The following is a 21,413-nucleotide window of genomic DNA, read 5'->3' as shown; positions in this document are numbered from 1 at the left end:
GGGCGACCGGCGCGGGCGCGACCGGCGCTGGAGCGGCAGGCGCGGGCGCGACGGTCGCCGGCGCCGCGACCGGGCTCGCACTCGTCGCGCTCGGCGCGGGCGCGAGAGTCGTGAGCGTGGGCGACGGGGTGGCGCTCGCCGTGACCGACACGGCGGACGACGGCGGCGGGCTGGCCTTCGGGGTCGTGCTGGCGGTGCCGCCGCATCCCGCGAGGGAGAGGGCGAGCGCAGCGCCGGCGAGCGCACGGAAGAGCGAACGAGATGACATGGAGTACCCCCACTATCCAAGTGAAATGATGGCGTGAGGCTACTCCGCTGGACATGTCCAATCAAGCGTTGGAGATGCGAAATTCCCGCGCCCCGGGCAGGCGGGCGTCAGGAGGTGGGGCGGCGCTGGAGGCGGTGCCTCCCAGTGCCCACGGTGGAGGTGTCCTCGTGCAGGACGGTCCAAGCCGCCGCGGCGGCAAGCAGGATTGCGGATACGGTGATGGGCAGCCAGTCCACGGCGACCTCCCTCGCTCGGCGCGCCGTCGTGGGCCGGCTGCCCGCGGCGCGCTTGGGATCATTGAAGGGGTGGCCAGAACGCCTGTCCAGAGAACTTGGACCTAGGGCGGGGAGCCGGACCTCGGGGCGGGGCGGGGAGCCGGACCTCGGGGCGGGGCGGGGAGCCGGACCTCGGGGCGGGGCGGGGAGCCGAATCTCGGGGCGGCGCTCAGAGGGCCGCGAGCACCCGCATGAACTCGGCGAAGTCCTCGGCGTCGTCCTCCTGCTCGACGACCCGCGGCGTGGCGGGGCTGGGCGAGTCGATGACGCAGCGCCCACGAACCGTGAACGAGAAGATCCGGCCCGTGCTCGTGCCCACGTCGAACGCCCCCGGGGTGGCCTCCTCGGCGTAGACGAGGTTCGTCAGGTCGACCGTCCATGGCCGGCCAGCGGGTGCGAGGGTGCGCCGATCGAAGGGCGCGATGACAAGCTCGGCAGGCTGCCTCCGGTAGCCCAGGACGAAGCCGTGCGGCACCGGCGCGCCCGGCAGGACGCCGTCGACCGTTCCGCCTGTCTCGGCCGCGCACACCAGGTTGTACGAGCCGTAGTTGGGGATCTGTCCGTCGAAGATCCGATGCAGTGCCGTCTTGAGGGCTGCGTCTGTCATGGCACGGGCCCTGCCTTCGGGGTGGGGCGGGTGCTGGCTGCTCACGCTTGCTCCTTTCGCCGCGTCCCCAGTCTACGTGTCCATCATGCGGACAGATGTCCGTGATTTGGGCGAAACAAACGCTGAATCTCGCGGCAGCGGCCGTGATCGCTCCCCGACCACGAGAACGGCGGTCATAGACTCTCCCCATGACCGAGCAGAGCCAGACATCTCCCGCGCCCTCCGAGGGCGTCGACATCAAGCCGCGCAGCCGTGTCGTGACCGACGGCATCCATGCTGCACCGGCGCGCGGAATGCTCCGCGCCGTCGGGTTCGGCGATGAGGACTTCGCCAAGCCGCAGGTCGGCATTGCGAGCTCGTGGAACGAGATCACCCCGTGCAACCTGTCGCTCGACCGTCTCGCGAAGGCCGCGAAGGAGGGCGTCCACGCAGCCGGCGGCTTCCCGATGCAGTTCGGCACGATCTCGGTGTCCGACGGCATCTCGATGGGCCATCAGGGCATGCACTTCTCCCTCGTCTCGCGCGAGATCATCGCGGACTCGGTCGAGACCGTCATGCAGGCCGAGCGCATCGACGGCCAGGTGCTCCTCGCCGGCTGCGACAAGTCCCTTCCCGGCATGCTCATGGCTGCGGCCCGCCTCGACGTCTCGAGCGTCTTCCTGTACGCGGGCTCGATCATGCCCGGCTGGGTCAAGCTCGAGGACGGCACCGAGAAGGACGTGACCCTCATCGACGCGTTCGAGGCCGTCGGCGCGTGCGCCGCGGGCAAGATGTCGAAGGGCGATCTGGACCGCATCGAGCGGGCCATCTGCCCCGGCGAGGGTGCATGCGGCGGCATGTACACCGCGAACACCATGGCGAGCGCCGCGGAGGCCCTCGGCATGTCGCTCCCCGGCTCCGCGGCCCCGCCCTCGGCCGACCGCCGTCGCGACATGTTCGCGCACCGCTCGGGCGAGGCCGTGGTCAACCTCCTCCGTCAAGGCATCACCGCCCGCGACATCATGACGCGCAAGGCGTTCGAGAACGCCATCGCCGTGGTCATGGCGTTCGGCGGCTCGACCAACGCCGTCCTTCACCTCCTGGCCATCGCCCGCGAGGCCGAGGTCGAGCTCGAGCTCGAGGACTTCAACCGCATCGGCGACAAGGTCCCGCACCTCGGCGACCTCAAGCCGTTCGGCCGCTACGTCATGTACGACCTCGACCGCGTGGGCGGCGTCCCCGTCGTCATGCGCGCGCTCCTGGATGCGGGTCTCCTGCACGGCGATGCGCTCACGGTGACCGGCAAGACGGTCGCTGAGAACCTCGCCGAGATCGCGCCCCCGGACCTCGACGGCAAGATCGTCCGGGCCATGGACAACCCGATCCACAAGACGGGCGGCCTCTCGGTGCTCCGCGGCTCGCTCGCTCCTGAGGGCGCGGTCGTCAAGACCGCAGGCTTCGACGCCGAGGTCTTCGAGGGCAAGGCCCGCGTGTTCGAGCGCGAGCAGGGCGCGCTCGATGCCCTCGACAACGGCGAGATCGAGGCGGGGGACGTCGTCGTCATCCGCTACGAAGGCCCCAAGGGCGGCCCGGGCATGCGCGAGATGCTCGCGATCACGGGCGCGATCAAGGGGGCGGGGCTGGGCAAGGACGTCCTGCTCCTCACGGACGGTCGCTTCTCGGGCGGCACGACGGGCCTGTGCATCGGGCACGTCGCCCCAGAGGCGGTCGACGGCGGCCCCATCGCCTTTGTTCGCGACGGCGACCGGATCCGCGTGGACATCCCGAACCGCACGATCGAGCTCCTCGTCGACGGCTCCGAGCTCGATTCGCGCCGCGAGGGCTGGCAGCCGCTCCCGGCGAAGTTCACGAAGGGCGTGCTGTCCAAGTACGCCAAGCTCGTGCACTCGGCGAGCGAGGGTGCCGTCCTCAGCTGACGGCGGCTCAGCTGACGGCGGCTCAGCTGACAGCACCGCGACGACCGTCCACGGGTGGCGAGGTCCTTGCCTCGCCACCCCGCGGTCTCACTGAGTGGATGGCTGTCCGCATGTTGAGACAGTCGGTTCACCGATTGACACTCTGAGGAGCCATTGTGAAGACTGTGGGCATGCAGACCGTTTCGGCCGACATGGTGCTCAATGTCGTCGTCCTTGCCAAGCGCGTGGCCCACTAAAGCCCGACTGGCAACGTTCTGTCACGCGCAACCCCTCGGAGAGCCGAAAGGCTCACAGGGGTTGTTTTTATTTGAGCTGGGCACAGCTCCTTCGCCACGAAGATCCTAAGGAAGAGACTGATGAGCAAAGGAACGCCAATCAGCCCATCGCTGATGGCTTCGAAGCCGTCTGCGGCCAAGGCCGCGGATTCTGTCGACTCTGTCGACTCTGCCTCTGCCGTCCTGGGGCCCAACCGTGTTGTTGAGCCCACAGAGATGACTGGATCTGAAGCAATCGTCCGCTCGCTCGAGGAACTTGGCGTGGACGATGTCTTTGGTCTTCCGGGCGGCGCGATCCTGCCGACCTACGACCCTCTGATGGCTTCGAAGATCAACCACGTCCTGGTGCGCCACGAGCAGGGCGCCGGCCACGCTGCCCAAGGGTATGCGATGGTCACGGGACGTGTTGGGGTCTGCATTGCGACGTCCGGTCCGGGTGCCACCAATCTGGTGACCGCGATCGCCGACGCGCATATGGACTCCGTGCCCCTCGTCGCAATCACCGGGCAGGTCGCGAGCAGCGTCATCGGCTCCGACGCCTTCCAGGAAGCGGACATCGTCGGTATCACGATGCCGGTCACGAAGCACTCGTTCCTCGTCACGCGCGCCGAAGACATCCCGCACACCCTCGCGGAGGCCTTCCACCTCGCGTCGACCGGCCGCCCCGGCCCCGTCCTCGTGGATGTGACGAAGGACGCCCAGCAGGCCAAGATGACGTTCAGCTGGCCGCCCAAGGTCGACCTCCCGGGCTACCGCCCCGTGACGCGCGGCCACAGCAAGCAGGTCCGCGAGGCGGCCAGGCTCATCGCGGCCTCGTCGAAGCCCGTGCTCTACGTGGGCGGCGGCGTGATCAAGGCAGACGCGTCGGAGGAGCTCCTTCGCCTCGCGGAGACGACGGGCGCGCCCGTCGTCACGACCCTCACGGCTCGCGGGGCCTTCCCCGACGCACACCCGCAGCACGTGGGCATGCCCGGCATGCACGGCTCGGTCTCGGCCGTGACAGCGCTCCAGCAGGCCGACCTGCTCGTGACGCTCGGCGCACGCTTCGACGACCGCGTCACGGGCGTGTTGAGCACGTTCGCGCCGAGCGCGAAGGTGATCCACGCGGACATCGACCCCGCGGAGATCTCCAAGAACCGCACGGCGGACGTGCCGATCGTGGGCTCCGTGAAGGAGATCCTCCCCGAGCTCTCCGACGCCGTGCGCGCGCTCCAGGAGAAGGACGGCCCCGCCGACCTGACGGCCTGGTGGACGTTCCTGCGCCGGCTCAAGGAGGACTACCCCCTCGGCTGGACCGAGCCCGAGGACGGTCTGTTGGCCCCGCAGAAGATCATCAAGCGCATCGGGCAGCTCACGGGCCCCGAGGGCGTCTACGTGGCGGGCGTGGGGCAGCACCAGATGTGGGCTGCGCAGTTCATCGACTACGAGCGGCCGCGCGCCTGGCTCAACTCCGCCGGCCTCGGCACGATGGGCTACTCCGTCCCTGCGGCGATGGGCGCGAAGGTCGGCAATCCGGACCGGGTCGTGTGGGCGATCGACGGCGACGGGTGCTTCCAGATGACCAACCAGGAGCTGGCCACGTGCACGCTCAACAAGATCCCGATCAAGGTCGCGGTCATCAACAACTCTTCGCTCGGGATGGTCCGGCAGTGGCAGACGCTCTTCTACGACGGCCGCTACTCCAACACCGACCTCCACACGGGCGCCGAGACGGTGCGCGTCCCCGACTTCGTCAAGCTGGGCGAGGCGTACGGCTGTGCGTCGTTCCGCGTCGAGCGCGAGGAGGAGATCGACGAGGTCATCAAGAAGGCCCTCGAGATCAACGACCGTCCCGTGGTGATCGACTTCGTCGTGAGCCCGAACGCGATGGTCTGGCCTATGGTGCCCTCCGGCGTCAGCAATGACCTGATCCAGGTGGCCCGCAATTCCACGCCCGTGTGGGAAGAGGAGGACTGACGCATGGCCCGCCACACCCTGTCCGTGCTGGTCGAGGACAAGCCCGGCGTGCTCACGCGCGTCGCAGGCCTCTTCGCCCGCCGCGCGTTCAACATCCACTCGCTCGCGGTCGGGCCGACCGAGGTCGAGGGCATCTCCCGCATCACGGTCGTGGTCGACGCCGAGGGCGATCTGCTCGAGCAGGTCACGAAGCAGCTCAACAAGCTCATCAACGTCATCAAGATCGTCGAGCTGCTGCCCGAGAACTCGGTGCGTCGCGACCACCTCCTCATCAAGGTTCGCGCCGACGCGGCCACCCGCATCCAGGTGACCCAGGCCGTTGACCTGTTCCGCGCGTCGATCGTGGACGTCTCGACCGATGCGCTCGTCATCGAGGCGACGGGCACCACCGAGAAGCTCGAAGCGCTGCTCACGGTGCTCGAGCCGTTCGGCGTCCGCGAGATCGTCCAGTCCGGAACCCTCGCGATCGGCCGCGGTGCGCGGTCGATGAGCGACCGCGCACTCCGCGCGAGCTAGTTTGCGCGGCGCCCGCGAGGGCGGGCGCCGCCCCCACGCATCCGAGAAGCAAGTCAAGGGAGAAGAAATGACCGAGCTCTACTACGACGACGACGCCGACCTTTCGGTGATCCAGAGCCGCAAGGTCGCCGTGATCGGCTACGGCAGCCAGGGCCACGCCCACGCGCTCAACCTCCGCGACTCGGGCGTCGACGTCCGCGTCGGCCTGCTCGAGGGCTCGAAGAGCCGCCCCAAGGCCGAGGAGGAGGGGCTCCGCGTCCTGACCCCGCGCGAGGCCGCGGAGGAGGCCGACGTCGTCGTGATCCTCGCGCCGGACCAGACGCAGCGCCACCTGTACGCGCAGGACATCGCCCCGGCCCTCAAGGACGGCGACGCCCTCGTGTTCGGCCACGGCTTCAACATCCGCTTCGGCTACATCCAGCCGCCGGCGGGCGTCGACGTCATCCTCGTCGCGCCGAAGGCCCCGGGCCACACGGTGCGCCGCGAGTACGTCGCCGGCCGCGGCATCCCGGACATCATCGCGGTCGAGCAGGACGCCACGGGCAAGGCGTGGGACCTCGCGAAGGCCTACGCGAAGGGCATCGGCGGCACGCGGGCCGGCGTCATCAAGACGACGTTCACCGAGGAGACGGAAACTGACCTCTTCGGCGAGCAGGCCGTGCTCTGCGGTGGCATGTCCCACCTGGTCCAGGCGGGCTTCGAGACCCTCACCGAGGCCGGCTACCAGCCGGAGATCGCCTACTTCGAGGTCCTCCACGAGCTCAAGCTCATCGTCGACCTCATGTGGGAGGGCGGCATCGCGAAGCAGCGCTGGAGCATCTCCGACACGGCCGAGTACGGCGACTACGTCTCGGGTCCGCGCGTCGTCTCGCCGGCGGTCAAGGAGTCGATGAAGGAGATCCTCGCGGACATCCAGTCGGGTGCCTTCGCGAAGCGGTTCATCGACGACCAGGACAACGGCGCTGTCGAGTTCCTCCAGCTTCGCGAGAAGGAGGCCGGCCACCCGATCGAGGCGACCGGCAAGGACCTCCGATCGCACTTCTCGTGGAGCCAGCAGGACAACGACTACACCGAGGGCAGCGCAGCCCGCTAGTCGACGATCGAGGCGGCGGGTGCCCGGCACCCGCCGCTTCGGCTGTCACCGCCCAGGGTGTGACCCAGTGCACACCCGGCCTTCCAGCCCCCCTCGACTCACCACAGCCCCACCCGCCCGAACCGGAGGCCCCGCCCGTGTCTACCGACAAGCCCGTCGTCCTTCTTGCCGAGGAACTTTCCCACGCCACCATCGAGGCCCTGGGCCCCGACTTCGAGATCCGCCACACCGACGGCGCCGACCGCGCTCAGCTCCTGCCCGCGATCGCCGACGTCGACGCCATCCTCGTCCGCTCCGCGACGAAGGTCGACGCCGAGGCCATCGCGGCCGCCAAGAAGCTAAAGGTCATCGCCCGCGCGGGCGTGGGCCTCGACAATGTCGACATCAAGGCGGCCACGCAGGCCGGAGTCATGGTGGTGAACGCGCCGACCTCGAACATCGTCTCCGCCGCCGAGCTCACGTGCGGCCACATCCTGAGCCTCGCGCGCAACATCCCGGCCGCCAACGCGTCCCTTAAGGGCGGCGAGTGGAAGCGCTCCAAGTACGCGGGCACCGAGCTGCTCGACAAGACCCTCGGCGTGATCGGCCTCGGCCGGATCGGTGCGCTCGTCGCGGCCCGGATGCAGGCGTTCGAGATGAACATCGTCGCGTTCGACCCGTACGTCACGTCCGCGCGCGCGGCCCAGCTCGGGGTCAAGCTCCTCACGCTCGACGAGCTGCTCGCCCAGAGCGACTTCATCACGATCCACATGCCGAAGACGCCGGAGACGGTCGGCATGCTCGGCGCCGAGGCGTTCAAGAAGATGAAGAGCTCGGCGTACGTGGTCAACGTGGCCCGTGGCGGGCTCGTCGACGAGGACGCGCTCGCGGAGGCGCTCGAGAACGGCGAGATCGCCGGTGCCGGCATCGACGTCTTCGCGAAGGAGCCCAGCACGGACCTCGCGTTCTTCGGCAGCCCGAGCGTGGTCGTGACCCCGCACCTCGGCGCGTCGACGGACGAGGCCCAGGAGAAGGCCGGCATCTCGGTCGCGAAGTCGGTGCGGCTGGCCCTCGCGGGCGAGCTCGTGCCGGACGCGGTCAACGTGGCCGGCGGCGTCATCGCGCCGGACGTCCGCCCGGGCATCCCGCTCATCGAGAAGCTCGGCCGCATCTTCACGGCGCTCAGCCACGAGCCGGTCACGCAGATCGACGTCGAGGTCGCGGGCGAGATCGCGTCGCTCGACGTGAAGTCCCTCGAGCTCGCGGCGCTCAAGGGGGTCTTCACGGACATCGTGTCGGAGAAGGTCTCCTACGTGAACGCCCCGGTGCTCGCCGAGCAGCGCGGCGTCACGGTGCGCCTCCTCACCACGAGCGAGGCGGAGGACTACCGCAACGTCCTCACGATCCGCGGCCTGCTCTCCGACGGCTCGCAGGTCTCGGTGGCCGGCACGCTCACGGGGCCGAAGCAGGTCCAGAAGCTCGTGGGGGTCAACGGCTACGACGTCGAGATCCCGATCTCCGACCACCTCGTGGTCATGGCCTACACGGACCGCCCGGGCGTGATCGGCACGATCGGGCACATCCTCGGCATGAACAGCGTCAACATCGCCGGGATGCAGGTGGCCCGCGCCGAGGAGGCAGGGGAGGCCATGGCCCTCCTCACGGTCGACTCCAAGATCCCGGCCACCGTGCTCGAGACCGTCAAGAGCGAGATCGGCGCGACCGCGGTCCGCGAGATCGACCTCGAGGACTAGTTTCCTGAGCTGGCCAGCTGAGCTGGATCGGCACGACACCCACGACGACGGCGGGCCCCACCACATGCGGTGGGGCCCGCCGTCGTCCGTTGACGCATTCGCCGCGCCGGCCTCGCGGATCCGGTAAATTCTTAGGGTGACGTCCGCAGCCCAGAAGGCACCCTTCTACATCACGACCGCCATCACGTACCCGAACGGCGAGCCGCACATCGGGCACGCCTACGAGTACATCGCGACGGATGCGATGGCGCGCTTCAAGCGCCTCGACGGGCACGAGGTCTTCTTCATGACCGGCACGGACGAGCACGGACTCAAGATCGCGCAGTCCGCACAGAAGGCCGGCATCACGCCGAAGGAGTTCGTGGACCGAAACGCCGAGCTCTACAAGCAGACCCACGCCGAGCTCGGCATCACGTACGACCGCTTCATCCGCACGACCGACGCGGACCACTACGCCGCCGCGGCCGCCATCTGGAAGCGCATGGAGGCCAACGGCGACATCTACCTCGACAAGTACGAGGGCTGGTACTCGGTGCGCGACGAGGCGTACTACACCGAGGACGAGACCGTGGTCCGCGACGGCGTGCGGTACACGAAGGAGACCGACACCGAGGTCACCTGGACGGCGGAGGAGAGCTACTTCTTCCGCCTCTCGGCCTACCAGGACCGGCTCATCGCGCTCTACGAGTCGCAGCCCGAGTTCGGTGCGCCGCAGTACCGGTTCAACGAGGTCATCTCCTTCGTCAAGCGCGGCCTCGAGGACCTCTCGATCTCGCGCACCACGTTCGACTGGGGCATTCCCGTCCCCGACGCCCCCGGCCACGTCATGTACGTGTGGGTCGACGCGCTCACGAACTACCTCACCGGAGTCGGCTTCCCGGACGTCGAGTCGGAGGAGTTCCGGAAGTACTGGCCCGCGGACGTGCACGTGATCGGCAAGGACATCTCGCGCTTCCACGCCGTCTACTGGCCCGCGTTCCTCATGAGCGCCGGGCTCGACGTGCCCAAGCGCGTCATGATCCACGGCTTCCTGCAGAACAACGGCGTCAAGATGTCGAAGTCGCTCGGCAACGTCGTCGCGCCGCGGGACTTCATCGCGCAGTACGGCCTCGACCAGGTGCGCTACTTCCTCCTCCGTGAGGTGCCGTTCGGCGCGGACGGGAGCTACAACCACGAGGCGATCGTGGGCCGCATGAACGCAGACCTCGCCAACAACCTCGGCAACCTCGCGCAGCGCTCGCTCTCGATGGTCGCGAAGAATCTCGAGGGGATCGTGCCGGAGCCGGGAGAGCTCACCGCTGCCGACACTGCGCTGCTCGCGGCGGCGGACGGGCTGCTCCACGCGGTCCGGGCCGCGTTCGAGAAGCAGGAGTTCAGCCGCGCACTCGAGGCGATCTGGGGCGTGCTCGGCGACACGAACGCGTACTTCGCCGAGCAGGCGCCGTGGGTGCTGCGCAAGACGGACCCCGCGCGCATGGCGACCGTCCTGTACGTGACGCTCGAGGTCCTGCGCGTCGTGTCCGTGCTCGTCCAGCCCGTCATGCCGGGCTCCGCGGGCAGGCTCCTCGACGCGCTCGGGCAGGGCGAGGGCGCCCCGCGCGAGTTCGCTTCCCTCGGCACGCGGATCGCGCCCGGCACCCAGCTGCCGGCGCCGTCGCCGGTCTTCCCGAAGTACGAGGAGCCCGCGGCGGTCTGACGCCTCGCCACCCTTCCGCGAAGGCGGCGGGTCCCGGTCGGGAAGACCGGGACCTCGGGCTGTCACCGGCTGATTGCTCAGGATGACCTGGACGAGCGTGTGGGCCGCATCGGGGTGGGAAGGCATCATGCCAGGGGCTGAGCCGCCGCGGCCGCGTGTCCTGCCGTGAATCGTCGTGGCGTGGTCCGAATTGCGAGACCGGTTGCCCAGCATGTGGATGGTGCGGCTAGGGTTGGTCCATGACCCAGACACTCGACCTTGCAGTGATCCCCGGTGACGGAATCGGCCCTGAGGTGACCGAGGAGGCCCTCAAGGTGCTCCGCAAGGCGCTCGACGGAGCGGGCGTCGAGGTCAAGGAGACGCATTACGCGCTCGGCGCCCAGCATTGGCTCGAGACGGGGGAGACGCTCCCGGGCCAAGTCCTCGAGGATCTCCGCGGGCGGGACGCCATCCTGTTCGGCGCCGTCGGCGCGGCCCCGGGGGACACCCGCGTCCCGTCCGGGCTCATCGAGCGCGAACTGCTCCTCAAGCTGCGCTTCAGCCTTGACCACTGCGTCAACCTGCGCCCCTCGCGCCTGTACTCCGGTGTCGGCAGCCCGCTCGCGGCACCGGGCGAGGTCGACTTCGTCGTGGTGCGTGAGGGCACCGAGGGTCCGTACGTGGGCAACGGCGGCGCACTTCGCGTTGGGACCCCGCACGAGATCGCGACCGAGGTCTCCGTCAACACGGCCTACGGCGTGGAGCGCGTGGTCCGCGATGCGTTCCGGCGGGCATCGCTCCGGCCGCGCAAGAAGGTCACGCTCGTTCACAAGCACAACGTCCTGGTCCACGCAGGCCACCTCTGGAAGCGCACCGTCGAAGCCGTCGCAGCGGAGTTCCCCGAGGTGAGTCTCGACTACCTGCACGTGGACGCCGCGACGATCTTCCTCGTGACTGATCCCTCGCGCTTCGACGTGATTGTCACGGACAACCTGTTCGGTGACATCCTCACCGACCTCGCCGGCGCCGTCACGGGCGGCATCGGCCTAGCGGCCTCAGGGAACATCAACCTCGACCGCTCGGCACCGTCCATGTTCGAGCCCGTCCATGGCTCGGCGCCGGACATCGCGGGCCAGCAGAAGGCGGACCCTACGGCGGCCATCCTCTCGGCCGCGCTCCTGCTCGACCACGTGGGCTACGCCGAGGCGGCGGCCCGGATCGAGGCCGCCGTCAAGACCGAGGTCGAGTCCCGCACCGCTGGGGAGCAGCGGACCACGGCGCAGATCGGCGACGCGATCGCGGCACTCGTCTAGAGCCGCCCTCGAGGTTGGGCGGGGGCCCTGTTTCGACGCCCGGCGAACGTGGGCTTCGGCGTAAGCTGATGGCACTGACAGCCCGAGGGCCACGGTCGTCGGGGCACGTGCCCAGAATCTGTTGGGCACAAGGATGTGGAGGAACCATGACTCAGAACGCCCTGGGCGTTGAATTCTCGCAGCGGCTCACGGACAACCCGAAGAGCGCTGAGGAGCGTGCGGCCATCCTGGCGAACCCGGGATTCGGCGACTACTTCACCGACCACACGGCAGTGGTCGACTGGACGGCTGACACGGAAGGCAAGGGCGGCTGGCACGACGCCCGGATTGAGCCCTACGGTCCCATCGCGATGGACCCGGCCGCCGCGGTCCTGCACTACGGCCAGGAGATCTTCGAGGGCCTCAAGGCGTACCGGCACGCCGACGGTTCGGTCTGGACGTTCCGCGCCGAGGCGAACGCCCACCGCTTCAACCGCTCGGCGCAGCGACTTGCCCTCCCGGAGCTTCCCCCCGAGGTCTTCATCGAGTCGCTCCGCCAGCTCGTCTCCGTGGACAAGGACTGGGTCCCGAGTGGCGACGGCGAGGCGCTCTACCTCCGCCCGTTCATGATCGCCACTGAGGCGTTCCTCGGCGTCCGCCCGTCGCGCGAGGTCTCGTACCGCGTCATCGCCTCGCCCGCAGGCAACTACTTCGGCGGCGAGCTCAAGCCCGTCTCCATCTGGCTCTCGGAGCACTTCGCGCGCGCCGGCCGCGGCGGGACCGGCGAGGCCAAGTGCGGCGGCAACTATGCGGCGTCGCTCGCGGCGCAGCTCGAGGCCGAGGCACACGGCTGCAAGCAGGTCCTCTTCCTCGATCCGTTCAACGACAATGCGGTCGAGGAGCTCGGCGGCATGAACGTGTTCTTCGTCTTCACCGACGGCCGCATCGTCACGCCCGCGCTCAACGGCAACATCCTCCACGGCGTGACCCGCGATTCCGTCCTGCAGCTCGCCTCCGACCGTGGCCACAAGGTCGAGGAGCGCAAGATCACGATCGACGAGTGGCACGAGTCGCTCGAGGACGGATCGCTTTCCGAGGTGTTCGCGTGCGGCACCGCGGCGGTCATCACGCCCATCGGCGAGCTCAAGACGGCGAACGGTTCGTTCGTGTCGCCGCCGCTCGGCGCCGACTCCGTGGCCATGGCCATCCGCGAGCAGCTCCTCGGCATCCAGACGGGAACCGTCGAGGACCTCCACGGCTGGCTCACGCGGCTCGCGTAGCGCGCCTTCACCACAGCCAACGACGGCGCGTCCCCCCACCTCGGGGGACGCGCCGTCGCAGCGCGGCCTCGGCAATCCTGCGATTCCGCGTGACCATGTCGGCGGGAAGGATGCCGCCTCGTATGAGTAGCTCGCATTCCTCGTCGAGGCGCCTTGCCGCACCGACAAGGCTCCGCGCGGCCCATGCTGGCGGCGGGGCCTCATGAAGCGTCCGCACCGCCGCACCCGCGGCCGACCATGCCGCCGCCTACGCCGTCGAAGGCTCGCCGACTCAAACCGACGCCAAACCGGCGGCCTGCCTTCGTGACGCGGTCCGCCAGCGCCCCGGCGGCATGCGGTGGTGACGCTTGAAGGCTGCGGCGAAGGAGAACTCCGACGCGTATCCCAGAGAACGCGCGATAGCGGCAAGACTGGTAGCGCCCTCGCGCAGTTGCTCGCGCGCGAGCGCCATCCTCCAGTCCGTGACGTAGGCCAGAGGTGCGACGCCGAGCAGAGCGGTGAACCGACGTGCCAGCACGGCGCGGGATACCGATGCCTCCGCGGCCAAGTCCGCGACCGTCCAGTTGCGCGCTGGCTCGGCATGTACGGCGCGCAGGGCAGAGCCGACCGTCGGGTCGTCCATCGCGCGGAACCACGCGGGCGCGGCGTGAACATCGGCTGCAAGCTGTTCCCGCAGCGCCTGCACGAGGACCACGTCGAGGAGGCTGTCGAGAAGTGCCTGCTGTCCGGGAGCATCGTCGAGCAGCTCGCCGGCGAACACATCGAGAGTCGCGCGCAGGCTCGAGCCGGACCTCGGCCGCACGACGGTCAGCTCCGGGAGCCCGGCCAGTAGTCCCGCGCACAGGTCGCCCACGAAGGTGTAGGCACCGCAGAAGAAGGTGGTTGAGCTTCCGGGGCCCTCGCCGAACACCATCCGCTGTGCCCCGCCCGGCGGGCCGACGGACGGATGGCCCAGGAACGAAACCGTTTCTGCCCCCGGCGAGTGGGCCATGAAATGCTCCGCCGACCCGCGCACCAGCACGATGTCGCCGGCCAGAACGTGGCGCGACGTGCCGGCGTCGTCGGTCCACGCGAACGCCTCGCCGCCGAGGATGCCGTGGATCGCGAGCTGGGCGCCGACAGGGAATCTGACCCCCCATGCGCCATGCGCGGTCGAATGCGAAAACGCGGCGCCGCGCGCACGCGAACGTTGCAAGAGATCCGTCAGTACGTCCACACCTGAGACGATCGCATATGTAATCGGGCGAATCCAGCATGGATCGCGCCTCACCGAGACGGTTTCCTAGAAGCTGCAGAGCGGAAACACGGAGGGAGGGCGCTATGCCCCAGGCAGTGCAGTTCGACAATTATGGTGACATCCACGTGCTCGAGGTTCGGGAGGTGCCCCGGCCGGTACCCGCGGCCGGCGAGGTCCTGGTGCGCGTGCGCGCCGCCGGAATCAGCCCGGGCGAGAGCGTGATCCGGGCTGGCGTTCTCCACGACCGGTGGCCTGCGACCTTCCCCTCCGGCCAGGGCAGCGACCTCGCCGGCGTCGTTGAAGAGATCGGCTCCGAGGTGCTCGACTGGTCGGTGGGGGACGAGGTGATTGGTTGGGTGGATACCCGAGCCAGCCATGCAGAGCTGGTTGCCGTTCCCGCCGCCAATCTCGTAGCGCGCGACCCCGCGGTCTCTTGGGAGGTCGGCGGCTCGCTGTTCGTCGCAGGAACCACCGCACACGCGAACGTGCGTGCGGTCGACGCCGGCCTAGGCGACACCGTCGTGGTCGCCGGCGCCGCGGGCGGGGTGGGCTCGCTGACGGTGCAGCTGCTCCGTCGCGCCGGCGCCACGGTCATCGGGCTGGCCAGCGAGCCTCACCATGAGTGGCTGCAGGAGCACGGCGTGGTCCCGGTCACCTATGGCGACGGCGTCGCCGACCGGATCCGCGCCGTCGCCCCCGAGGGCATCGACGCGTTCGTCGACACCTTCGGAAACGGCTACGTCGATCTGGCACTAGACCTCGGCGTCGCCAGAGACCGCATCAACACCATCATCGACTTCGCCGGCGCAGCCCGGACCGGAGTCAAGAGCGAGGGCATGGACGGTTCCGCGAATGCCGCCGTCCTGGCCGAGCTCGTCAAGCTTGCCGCGGACGGGGACCTCGAGGTTCCGATCGCCGCGAGCTACCCGCTCACTGAGGTCCGCGAGGCATACCGCGAACTCATGCGCCGGCACACCCGCGGCAAGATCGTGCTTGAGCCGTAGAGACTGTTGCCGCTCAGTCGACCGGATCTCCCTTGCCTACAGTCGTGATGAACTCCGCGAAGAGTCCCGGCCACGCCAAGATGCCGTAGGGCGTGCGGGCCACCACGATGCGGCTTCGGGGCATCGTGGCGTGCAACTGATGCGCCGTGGTCAGTGGGTGCGAGCGGTCGCCGCTCCAGGCAAGGACAAGGGTCGGCACCTCGACAGCCGCAATGGTCTTCTTCTGCGGCAGGTCCGTATTCGCCGCGCCGCGCATCACCGTCGGCAGGAGGCTCTGCCCCACGGCGATGCTCGTCTCAGGCGCGTCGGCGAGCGCCGGCGGGGAAGGGGCCGTGGATCCTTGTTGAACGAAGGCCGCGACCCCTTCCTGCTCGATCATGGTGGCATTGGCCAGGTAGGTCTCGCGCTGCGCGACTCTGGTCCTCCAAGCCGTCGGGGGCGTGACAAGAGTCAGGGACGCGAATCGGTCGGGATCTTTCGCTGCAGCATGCAGAAGCGTCCCGGTCCCCATGGACGGCCCCACCCCGTGTACCCGCTCGCCCGGGGCGACACTGTCGAGCAGGGCCAAGAGGTCGTCGGCAAGGCGGGGCCAGGTGTAGTCGGCTTCCTCGAACGTGCCGGTGGAGCGGCCATGGCCGCGGGCGTCATAGCGAAGGATCCGGTGTCCACGCAGCGCTCGTGCGAGGTTGAGGCCGAGCTGTCCGTCGCGCTCGCGGCTGGATGTCAGGCCGTGCAGTTGCACGACCAGGGGACCGGTGGTTCCGGCGACATCGAAGTCGAGAGTCGCGCCGCGCGTCTGAAATGAGGTCACGAGCCCTCCCGCGTACTTTCGCGAAACATCCGGGCCCTAGACTACGGCACCATGCGCCTTACTACGGTCGCCCAGATGGCCCTGCCAGAGGGGTCCCTCCAGAGCTTCGCTGTGCGCGCCACGCCCGATCCGACGCGCGAGCTGCCCGTATCGTTCGACCAGAGCCGCCACGTCGGGCGCGGTGATCGTGCAGGATCATGGATGGCGGTGTCATTCCGGCTCGCCCAGTCTCCCAGCCACGCTGTGCTCGCTGATGCGTGGCGCGCGGCGATCGCCCGACACGGCACCCTGCGCACCGTGTTCTCAGCCGCTGAGTCTGGGGTCCGTTTGCACGAGGCAACCGTCGACGACGGCGTATGGCGAGAGCATGAGGCAAGCCCGGGCGCAACGACGCGCGAGGCGCTGCACGCGCTGCTTGACGCAGAGTGCCGCCCGTTTGCGGCGCCGTCGTACCTTCTCGCCATGGTGGTGCCCTCACCGGCCGAACCCGACCCGCGGCCCGTCGTCGTTCTCGCGAGCGACCACGCGCACGTTGACATGTGGTCGCTGCTGATCCTCGCCCACGAGGTGAGGTCCCGCGTCGATGGCGAGGGCGCGGGAGGGGACGCGACCTCGGCGGCGGCCCCCGCTGATCCGCTCCCGGCGGCGTTCGTCGATCACACGCGGGCGCTCGCGGCGATGCCCGAGGCGCCGGTTGAGGTGATCGCGCACTGGGAGGAGATCTTGCGCGCGGGCGGCGGGGCGATGCCTGTGTTCCCGTTGTCGCTGGGGGATGTGTCGACGCCGTCGTCGGCGATTGTGGAGGTGCGCGATGTGCTCGATGTCAGCCAGCTTGCGCGTCTCGAAGAGCAGGCGCGTGCGCGCGAGGTGCGAATTCTCCCCCTGGTCTTGTCCGAGCTCGCTCAGCTGTTCCGCGATGTTGCGGACGCGCCGCTGCGTGCCGTGTTCCCCGTGCACTCGCGCAACGAGCCGCGGTGGCGCGACTCGGTCGGCTGGTACATCACCAACGCCGTGCTCGACGTCGGGGATCCGGCCCCGGCGTCCTGCGCTGCGGCGGTCGGCGAGGCAGTGCGCCTTGGCGCCTTTCCCTTGGCTCCCATCTTCGACCGCATCGGCGGGACCGAGCCCCCGGGGATGTTCGCGCTCTCCTGGCTCGATGTGCGCCGCCTGCCCTTGCGCATCGAGGCGTCGTTCGAGCCGCAGTTCGTCTCGGCTGAGCTGCCCACGGACAATCTCATGATCTGGTTCATCGTCAATGACGACGGGCTCCACCTGCGTTGCCGCTACCCCAGCAACGCCGTCGCCCGGGCAACCGTGAGCTCGTGGCTCGACGAGCTCACGAACCGGATTGCGACGGTCGCCCGCGCAGAACCGGACGAGCCGCCCCGCCCGCGCTGACCCGGAGGACCTCCACGGCTGGCTCACTCGGCTCGCGTAGCGCGCCTTCACCACAGCGAACGACGGCGCGTTCCCCACCTCGGGGGACGCGCCGTCGTCGTTCGTCGGGCAGCCGCCCGCTTTGGGGAGCCTCATCGTGTGGCCGGAGCGTCGTGCTGGAGGTGCCGGGCGTTGCGAAACGGCGAAAGGCCGATCACGAGCACCGCGATCAGGAAGACGCCGGCGGCGATCCAGATCGCCGGGCGGTAGCCGAGCAGGGTCGCGAGGGCACCGCCGAGGAGTGAGCCGACGACGAACATCGTCCGATTCGCGGAACGCCTTGTCGCGTTGACTCGTCCTTGTAGCTCGTCTGGCGTGGCGGCCTGCCAATAGCCCATCTCGTTGGCGTTCTCGATGCCCATCGAGAGCCCGTAGACGAATTGCCCGACAGCGACAACGCCCACGGATGCGAGGGAGCCGGATTGGGAGGTCGACGGCGCCAGCGCGACCACCACCCAGGCCAGGGGAATCAGTGCCCGCCCCGCAAGGATGGAACGGCCCGCTCCGAGGCGGGTGCCCGATCTCGTCGCGAGGCTCGCGCCCAGCAGGCCTCCTATTCCGGCCGCGGCCAGCGAGATGCCATACCCCAGGGCGCCAAGGTCCAGTGCCCGGAGCGCAAACGGAGCGAAGACTGCGAGGGCGATGGCATTCGCCACGAACCAGACGTGCGTGGACCAGGCCAACGGCCCGAGCATCCGGTGGTGGTAGATGAACGCGAGACCCTCGCGGATGTCACGTAGAACGTTCCTGGCCCGTTGTCTCCGTGCGCCTCGCGGCTCCTCCGTGCGAATGCGGGCGATCAACGCCGCCTCGACGGCGTAGCTGACTGCATCGACGAGTACTGCAAAGGGCGCGCTCAACGCGGCGACCAACGCACCGCCGAGCATGGGGCCGGCGGTCTGCGCCGCCGTCGAACTTTGATCCAATCGCGCATTTGCCGCCACCAGGTATCTCCGAGGAGTCAAGCGCGGCAAGAACGATTGAGAAGCCGCCGCGTTCAGCAGCCCGGCAATGCCGAAGAGGAAGAGCAATGCGGCGACGGTCCAGAGGGACAGATACCCCGTCAGCCACAAAGCGGGAATGGTGAGAAGGAGCGCGCAACTGGCCAGCGATGTGACGATGAGCGTGCTTCGTTTCCGCCCGCCGTCCACGAGGACGCCCGCGATGAGCCCGAACAGCAGATACGGAAGGAACTGAACGGCATTGATGAGGCCGACCTCAAGGGGCGTAGCGGCCAGAGTCGAGACGACGAGCACCGGAATCGCCACTTGCGTGATCGAACTCCCGAACCCGGAGATCGTGGACGCCGCCCAAAATGCGGCAAACCCGGGCAGCCGAAAAACCCGCGCGGTCGAAGTCCCCTCGCCCAAAGCTGCCCCCTAGGATCGGTGACCTCGACACTACCAACGCCGGTGCCGACCTCAGCGAGTCGTTCGGTCCCTCGGCATTTCCTTCAGGTGGCGTCCCGCGCCCACCTCGTAAGCCTCTCGGAGGTAGTTCAGATTCAAGGCGACTGCCTTGCTGCAGATTCGCGCGCGCCCTGGTCACATCGAACGGCGGCGAGTTCCGCCGGTGCCTGCTCCTGTTCCGGTTCCGCCGGTTCCTGCGCCCGTGCCGCTTCCACCGGTGCCTGCGCCCGTGCCGGTTCCGCCGGTGCCTGCGCCCGTGCCGGTTCCGCCGGTGCCTGCGCCCGTGCCGGTCCCGCCGGTGCCTTTGCCCGTTCCAGTTCCGCCGGTGCCTGCGCCGGTGCCGCTTCCACCGGTGCCTGCGCCGGTGCCTGCGCCGCCGGTTCCTGCGCCGGTGCCTGCGCCGCCGGTTCCTGCGCCGGTCCCGCCTCCGCCCATTCCTGCGCCGGTGCCGCTTCCGCCGGTTCCTGCTCCTGTGCCGGCGCCGCCCGTGCCTGCGCCGGTGCCGCTTCCGCCGGTTCCTGCTCCTGTGCCGGCGCCGCCCGTGCCTGCGCCGGTGCCGCCGCCCGTTCCGGCGCCGGTCCCGCCTCCGCCCGTTCCTGCGCCGGTGCCGCCGCCCGTTCCTGCGCCGGTCCCGCTTCCGCCGGTTCCTGCTCCTGTGCCGGCGCCGGCGGTGCCTGCGCCGGTGCCGCCGCCCGTTCCTGCGCCGGTGCCGCCGCCCGTTCCTGCGCCGGTCCCGCCTCCGCCGGTGCCTGCGCCGGTGCCGCCGCCCGTTCCTGCGCCGGTCCCGCCTCCGCCGGTGCCTGCGCCGGTGCCGCCGCCCGTTCCTGCGCCGGTCTCGCCTCCGCCGGTGCCTGCCCCGGTCCAGCTTCCGCGGGTGCCGGCGCCGGTCCAGCTTCCGCGGGTGCCGGCGCCGGTGCCTGTGCTCAAGGTATAGGCACCGAACGGCTCAGGAGCCGCGGCTATCGGAGTCATGGATGGTGGAATCCGCGCCGCGGCGGGAGGAATCACGGCGCGCGGGACGCTGTCCCGGCGGTCGCCCATCGATCCGCCCATAGAACTGATTTTCCACCGGACTGCCGCATTGGGCATCCGAGCGGTGCTGTTCTGATGAGTGGGGGCGTTGGGGGATACCAGAGGGTCAGGACGAGATGTCGACCTCAGCCATGGGCTGGCCGTGTTGGCCCTCGTCCGACACGATGCTGTCGAGGACCCACCCGTGGTTCGTGCGTTTGAATGTCGCCGTCTCATTCGCCGTGTATTCAGTCGGAACAGCGCTCGGGCCGCTCGTGGCCGAGGCCAGGTAAAGCGTCGTGGCCTCGGTGAAATGGGCGCGACCGGTGTCCCCGGCCGTGGTCCACGACGTCACCGAAATCCTTGACGATGTGCTGATGTACGTGAAGCCCTTGAGTCTGAACCCCTTCTTGGACTCCTGAATCCGCGCCACGGCCCGTGCCCAGCCGGCCTTGAACTGATCGGTGGTGCTGTCCGGGGTCAGTGCCGGCGAAGACGTCGGAACCTCGAGGGCTGTCTGGGCGCGGTCGTTCACGGCGTGGTCAATGACCGTCTCGACTCCCGCAGGCACTGCCTCAGGCGCGCCGAAAGACGCGGCGCCGCACGCCGTCGTCGTCAGTAGTGCGCCGAGCGCCGCTGCGATCGCGGCGATGCGCCGTCTAGAAGCCATGACCCCACCCCTGGCCCCGGGCGGACGTGGACCGGTGCCCTTGGGTTCTGAAAGTGTGGCGGCAGTTCGAGGCTCGGTCAAGGTCGGCCGAGAGCGGGTCTCGCGCACGCGCCGCGATAGGGTGGGAGCCATGCGTATCGCCCGATTTGTTGTTGAGTCCGAGCCCGTCTACGGCGTGGTCCAGGGTGACCCCGGCGAGGAGCAAGTGGCCGTCATCAAGGGCGACCCGTTCTTTCAGGGCATCACGCCGACCGGGCAGGTGCACCGGCTTGAGGACGTGCGGCTCGTCGCGCCGATCATCCCTCGCAGCAAGATCGTGGGCATCGGCCGCAACTACGCCGACCACGCGAAGGAGATGGGCAACGAGCTCCCGACCGAGCCGGCCATGTTCCTCGTGGCGAACACCGCCGTCGTCGGCCCCGGCGATCCGGTGGTGCTCCCTGACTGGAGCGACGAGGTCTCCTACGAGGGCGAGCTGTGCGTGGTCATCGGCAGGATCTGCAAGGACGTCCCGGCCGAGAAGGTCGAGGACGTGATCTTCGGCTACACGGTGGGCAACGACCTCACTGCGCGTGACAAGCAGCGGGCGGACGTGCAGTGGGCCCGCGCGAAGTCGTTCGACACGTCGTCGCCGCTCGGCCCGTGGATCGAGACTGAGCTCGACCCCGAGGACCTCTCGGTCGTGACGCGCCTCAACGGAACAGTGGTGCAGGACGGCACGACGGCGGACATGGTCTTCGGCGTGCGCGAGCTCGTCTCCGCGGTGTCACAGGCTTTCACCCTCCTCCCCGGCGACGTCATCATGACCGGGACCCCTGCGGGCGTCGGGCTCGTGCAGGAGGGGGACCGGGTCGAGGTTGAGATCGAGGGCATCGGCACACTGACCAACCCCGTCGTGCGCCGCTGAGGCCAGCTGGCGCCGCAAGCGCCCACGCGGGAAGCGGCGCC

The 21,413-nt window shown here is 69.2% G+C and carries 18 protein-coding genes and 1 pseudogene; 11 read left to right on the top strand and 8 right to left on the bottom strand.

Annotated features, from left to right (window positions below; translation table 11 throughout):
- From E6A26_RS11850 to E6A26_RS11845, 3 genes and pseudogenes are all read right to left on the bottom strand, one after another.
- Nucleotides 1-268, bottom strand: a pseudogene (locus E6A26_RS11850) (hypothetical protein); the annotation flags it as partial.
- 107 nt (nt 269-375) lie between these two features.
- Entirely contained in the window at nt 376-504 is a 129-nt protein-coding gene (locus E6A26_RS18060) for a hypothetical protein (RefSeq protein WP_268815404.1), read from the bottom strand.
- Nucleotides 505-712: 208 nt separating this feature from the next.
- Complete coding sequence (locus E6A26_RS11845) at nt 713-1,195, bottom strand: hypothetical protein (RefSeq protein WP_136611398.1); 483 nt, start codon at nt 1,193-1,195, stop codon at nt 713-715.
- A gap of 143 nt (nt 1,196-1,338) precedes the next feature.
- On the opposite strand from E6A26_RS11845, the gene ilvD reads away from it, so the two are divergent.
- The 8 genes from ilvD (at nt 1,339) to E6A26_RS11805 (ending at nt 12,886) form a co-directional block, all read left to right on the top strand.
- The gene (gene ilvD, locus E6A26_RS11840; protein WP_136611397.1) at nt 1,339-3,066 is read left to right on the top strand and encodes a dihydroxy-acid dehydratase; all 1,728 of its coding nucleotides are present in this window, start codon (nt 1,339-1,341) and stop codon (nt 3,064-3,066) included.
- A gap of 356 nt (nt 3,067-3,422) precedes the next feature.
- Nucleotides 3,423-5,297, top strand: a complete 1,875-nt coding sequence (locus tag E6A26_RS11835) for an acetolactate synthase large subunit (protein ID WP_136611396.1) — start codon at nt 3,423-3,425, stop codon at nt 5,295-5,297.
- Between the two features lie 3 nt (nt 5,298-5,300).
- Nucleotides 5,301-5,813 carry an acetolactate synthase small subunit gene (ilvN, locus tag E6A26_RS11830; RefSeq protein WP_136611395.1) on the top strand — a complete coding sequence of 171 codons (513 nt, stop codon included), beginning with the start codon at nt 5,301-5,303 and terminating at the stop codon, nt 5,811-5,813.
- 1 nt (nt 5,814) lies between these two features.
- Complete coding sequence (gene ilvC, locus E6A26_RS11825) at nt 5,815-6,906, top strand: ketol-acid reductoisomerase (RefSeq protein WP_407695381.1); 1,092 nt, start codon at nt 5,815-5,817, stop codon at nt 6,904-6,906.
- Nucleotides 6,907-7,043: 137 nt separating this feature from the next.
- Nucleotides 7,044-8,639, top strand: a complete 1,596-nt coding sequence (gene serA, locus E6A26_RS11820; RefSeq protein ID WP_136611393.1) for a phosphoglycerate dehydrogenase — start codon at nt 7,044-7,046, stop codon at nt 8,637-8,639.
- A gap of 136 nt (nt 8,640-8,775) precedes the next feature.
- Entirely contained in the window at nt 8,776-10,335 is a 1,560-nt protein-coding gene (metG, locus tag E6A26_RS11815; RefSeq protein ID WP_136611392.1) for a methionine--tRNA ligase, read from the top strand.
- Between the two features lie 239 nt (nt 10,336-10,574).
- Nucleotides 10,575-11,627, top strand: coding sequence for a 3-isopropylmalate dehydrogenase (locus E6A26_RS11810; protein ID WP_136611391.1), 1,053 nt, complete (start codon nt 10,575-10,577; stop codon nt 11,625-11,627).
- A gap of 146 nt (nt 11,628-11,773) precedes the next feature.
- Nucleotides 11,774-12,886 (top strand): branched-chain amino acid aminotransferase, encoded by a 1,113-nt coding sequence (locus tag E6A26_RS11805; protein ID WP_136611390.1) that lies wholly within the window; start codon nt 11,774-11,776, stop codon nt 12,884-12,886.
- Between the two features lie 271 nt (nt 12,887-13,157).
- Here the strand turns inward: E6A26_RS11805 and E6A26_RS11800 are convergent, their stop codons facing one another.
- Nucleotides 13,158-14,102: an AraC family transcriptional regulator gene (locus E6A26_RS11800; protein ID WP_168928733.1), complete on the bottom strand. Its 945-nt coding sequence runs from the start codon at nt 14,100-14,102 to the stop codon at nt 13,158-13,160.
- Nucleotides 14,103-14,206: 104 nt separating this feature from the next.
- Here E6A26_RS11800 and E6A26_RS11795 point away from each other — a divergent pair, with 104 nt between their 5' ends.
- Nucleotides 14,207-15,127 carry an NADP-dependent oxidoreductase gene (locus tag E6A26_RS11795; protein ID WP_136611388.1) on the top strand — a complete coding sequence of 307 codons (921 nt, stop codon included), beginning with the start codon at nt 14,207-14,209 and terminating at the stop codon, nt 15,125-15,127.
- Between the two features lie 13 nt (nt 15,128-15,140).
- Here E6A26_RS11795 and E6A26_RS11790 read toward each other — a convergent pair whose 3' ends face one another.
- Nucleotides 15,141-15,938, bottom strand: coding sequence for an alpha/beta fold hydrolase (locus E6A26_RS11790; RefSeq protein WP_136611387.1), 798 nt, complete (start codon nt 15,936-15,938; stop codon nt 15,141-15,143).
- Nucleotides 15,939-15,989: 51 nt separating this feature from the next.
- Here E6A26_RS11790 and E6A26_RS11785 point away from each other — a divergent pair, with 51 nt between their 5' ends.
- Nucleotides 15,990-17,336: a peptide synthetase gene (locus E6A26_RS11785; protein ID WP_136611386.1), complete on the top strand. Its 1,347-nt coding sequence runs from the start codon at nt 15,990-15,992 to the stop codon at nt 17,334-17,336.
- A gap of 131 nt (nt 17,337-17,467) precedes the next feature.
- Here E6A26_RS11785 and E6A26_RS11780 read toward each other — a convergent pair whose 3' ends face one another.
- The 3 genes from E6A26_RS11780 to E6A26_RS11770 form a co-directional block, all read right to left on the bottom strand.
- Nucleotides 17,468-18,745, bottom strand: a complete 1,278-nt coding sequence (locus E6A26_RS11780; RefSeq protein ID WP_136611385.1) for an MFS transporter — start codon at nt 18,743-18,745, stop codon at nt 17,468-17,470.
- Between the two features lie 174 nt (nt 18,746-18,919).
- Complete coding sequence (locus E6A26_RS17760) at nt 18,920-19,756, bottom strand: hypothetical protein (protein ID WP_211129096.1); 837 nt, start codon at nt 19,754-19,756, stop codon at nt 18,920-18,922.
- Between the two features lie 166 nt (nt 19,757-19,922).
- On the bottom strand, nt 19,923-20,465 hold the full coding sequence (locus tag E6A26_RS11770) for a hypothetical protein (RefSeq protein WP_136611384.1): 543 nt from the start codon (nt 20,463-20,465) through the stop codon (nt 19,923-19,925).
- Nucleotides 20,466-20,595: 130 nt separating this feature from the next.
- Between E6A26_RS11770 and E6A26_RS11765 the strand changes: the two genes are divergently transcribed.
- Entirely contained in the window at nt 20,596-21,372 is a 777-nt protein-coding gene (locus E6A26_RS11765) for a fumarylacetoacetate hydrolase family protein (protein WP_136611383.1), read from the top strand.
- Nucleotides 21,373-21,413: the final 41 nt, after the last annotated feature.

It is taken from the genome of Sinomonas albida, from assembly GCF_004919045.1.
GTDB classification, from domain to species: Bacteria; Actinomycetota; Actinomycetes; order Actinomycetales; family Micrococcaceae; genus Sinomonas; species Sinomonas albida.
The sequence above is the reverse complement of the archived record's forward strand: the minus strand, read 5'-3'. Positions and strand labels throughout refer to the sequence as shown.

Coding starts and splice junctions, on each gene's coding strand:
- ilvD (WP_136611397.1), top strand. CDS start 1,339: ATGACCGAGCAGAGCCAGACATCTCCCGCGCCCTCCGAGGGCGTCGAC.
- E6A26_RS11835 (WP_136611396.1), top strand. CDS start 3,423: ATGAGCAAAGGAACGCCAATCAGCCCATCGCTGATGGCTTCGAAGCCG.
- ilvN (WP_136611395.1), top strand. CDS start 5,301: ATGGCCCGCCACACCCTGTCCGTGCTGGTCGAGGACAAGCCCGGCGTG.
- E6A26_RS11810 (WP_136611391.1), top strand. CDS start 10,575: ATGACCCAGACACTCGACCTTGCAGTGATCCCCGGTGACGGAATCGGC.
- E6A26_RS11805 (WP_136611390.1), top strand. CDS start 11,774: ATGACTCAGAACGCCCTGGGCGTTGAATTCTCGCAGCGGCTCACGGAC.
- E6A26_RS11795 (WP_136611388.1), top strand. CDS start 14,207: ATGCCCCAGGCAGTGCAGTTCGACAATTATGGTGACATCCACGTGCTC.
- E6A26_RS11785 (WP_136611386.1), top strand. CDS start 15,990: ATGCGCCTTACTACGGTCGCCCAGATGGCCCTGCCAGAGGGGTCCCTC.
- E6A26_RS17760 (WP_211129096.1), bottom strand. CDS start 19,756: ATGACTCCGATAGCCGCGGCTCCTGAGCCGTTCGGTGCCTATACCTTG.
- E6A26_RS11770 (WP_136611384.1), bottom strand. CDS start 20,465: ATGGCTTCTAGACGGCGCATCGCCGCGATCGCAGCGGCGCTCGGCGCA.
- E6A26_RS11765 (WP_136611383.1), top strand. CDS start 20,596: ATGCGTATCGCCCGATTTGTTGTTGAGTCCGAGCCCGTCTACGGCGTG.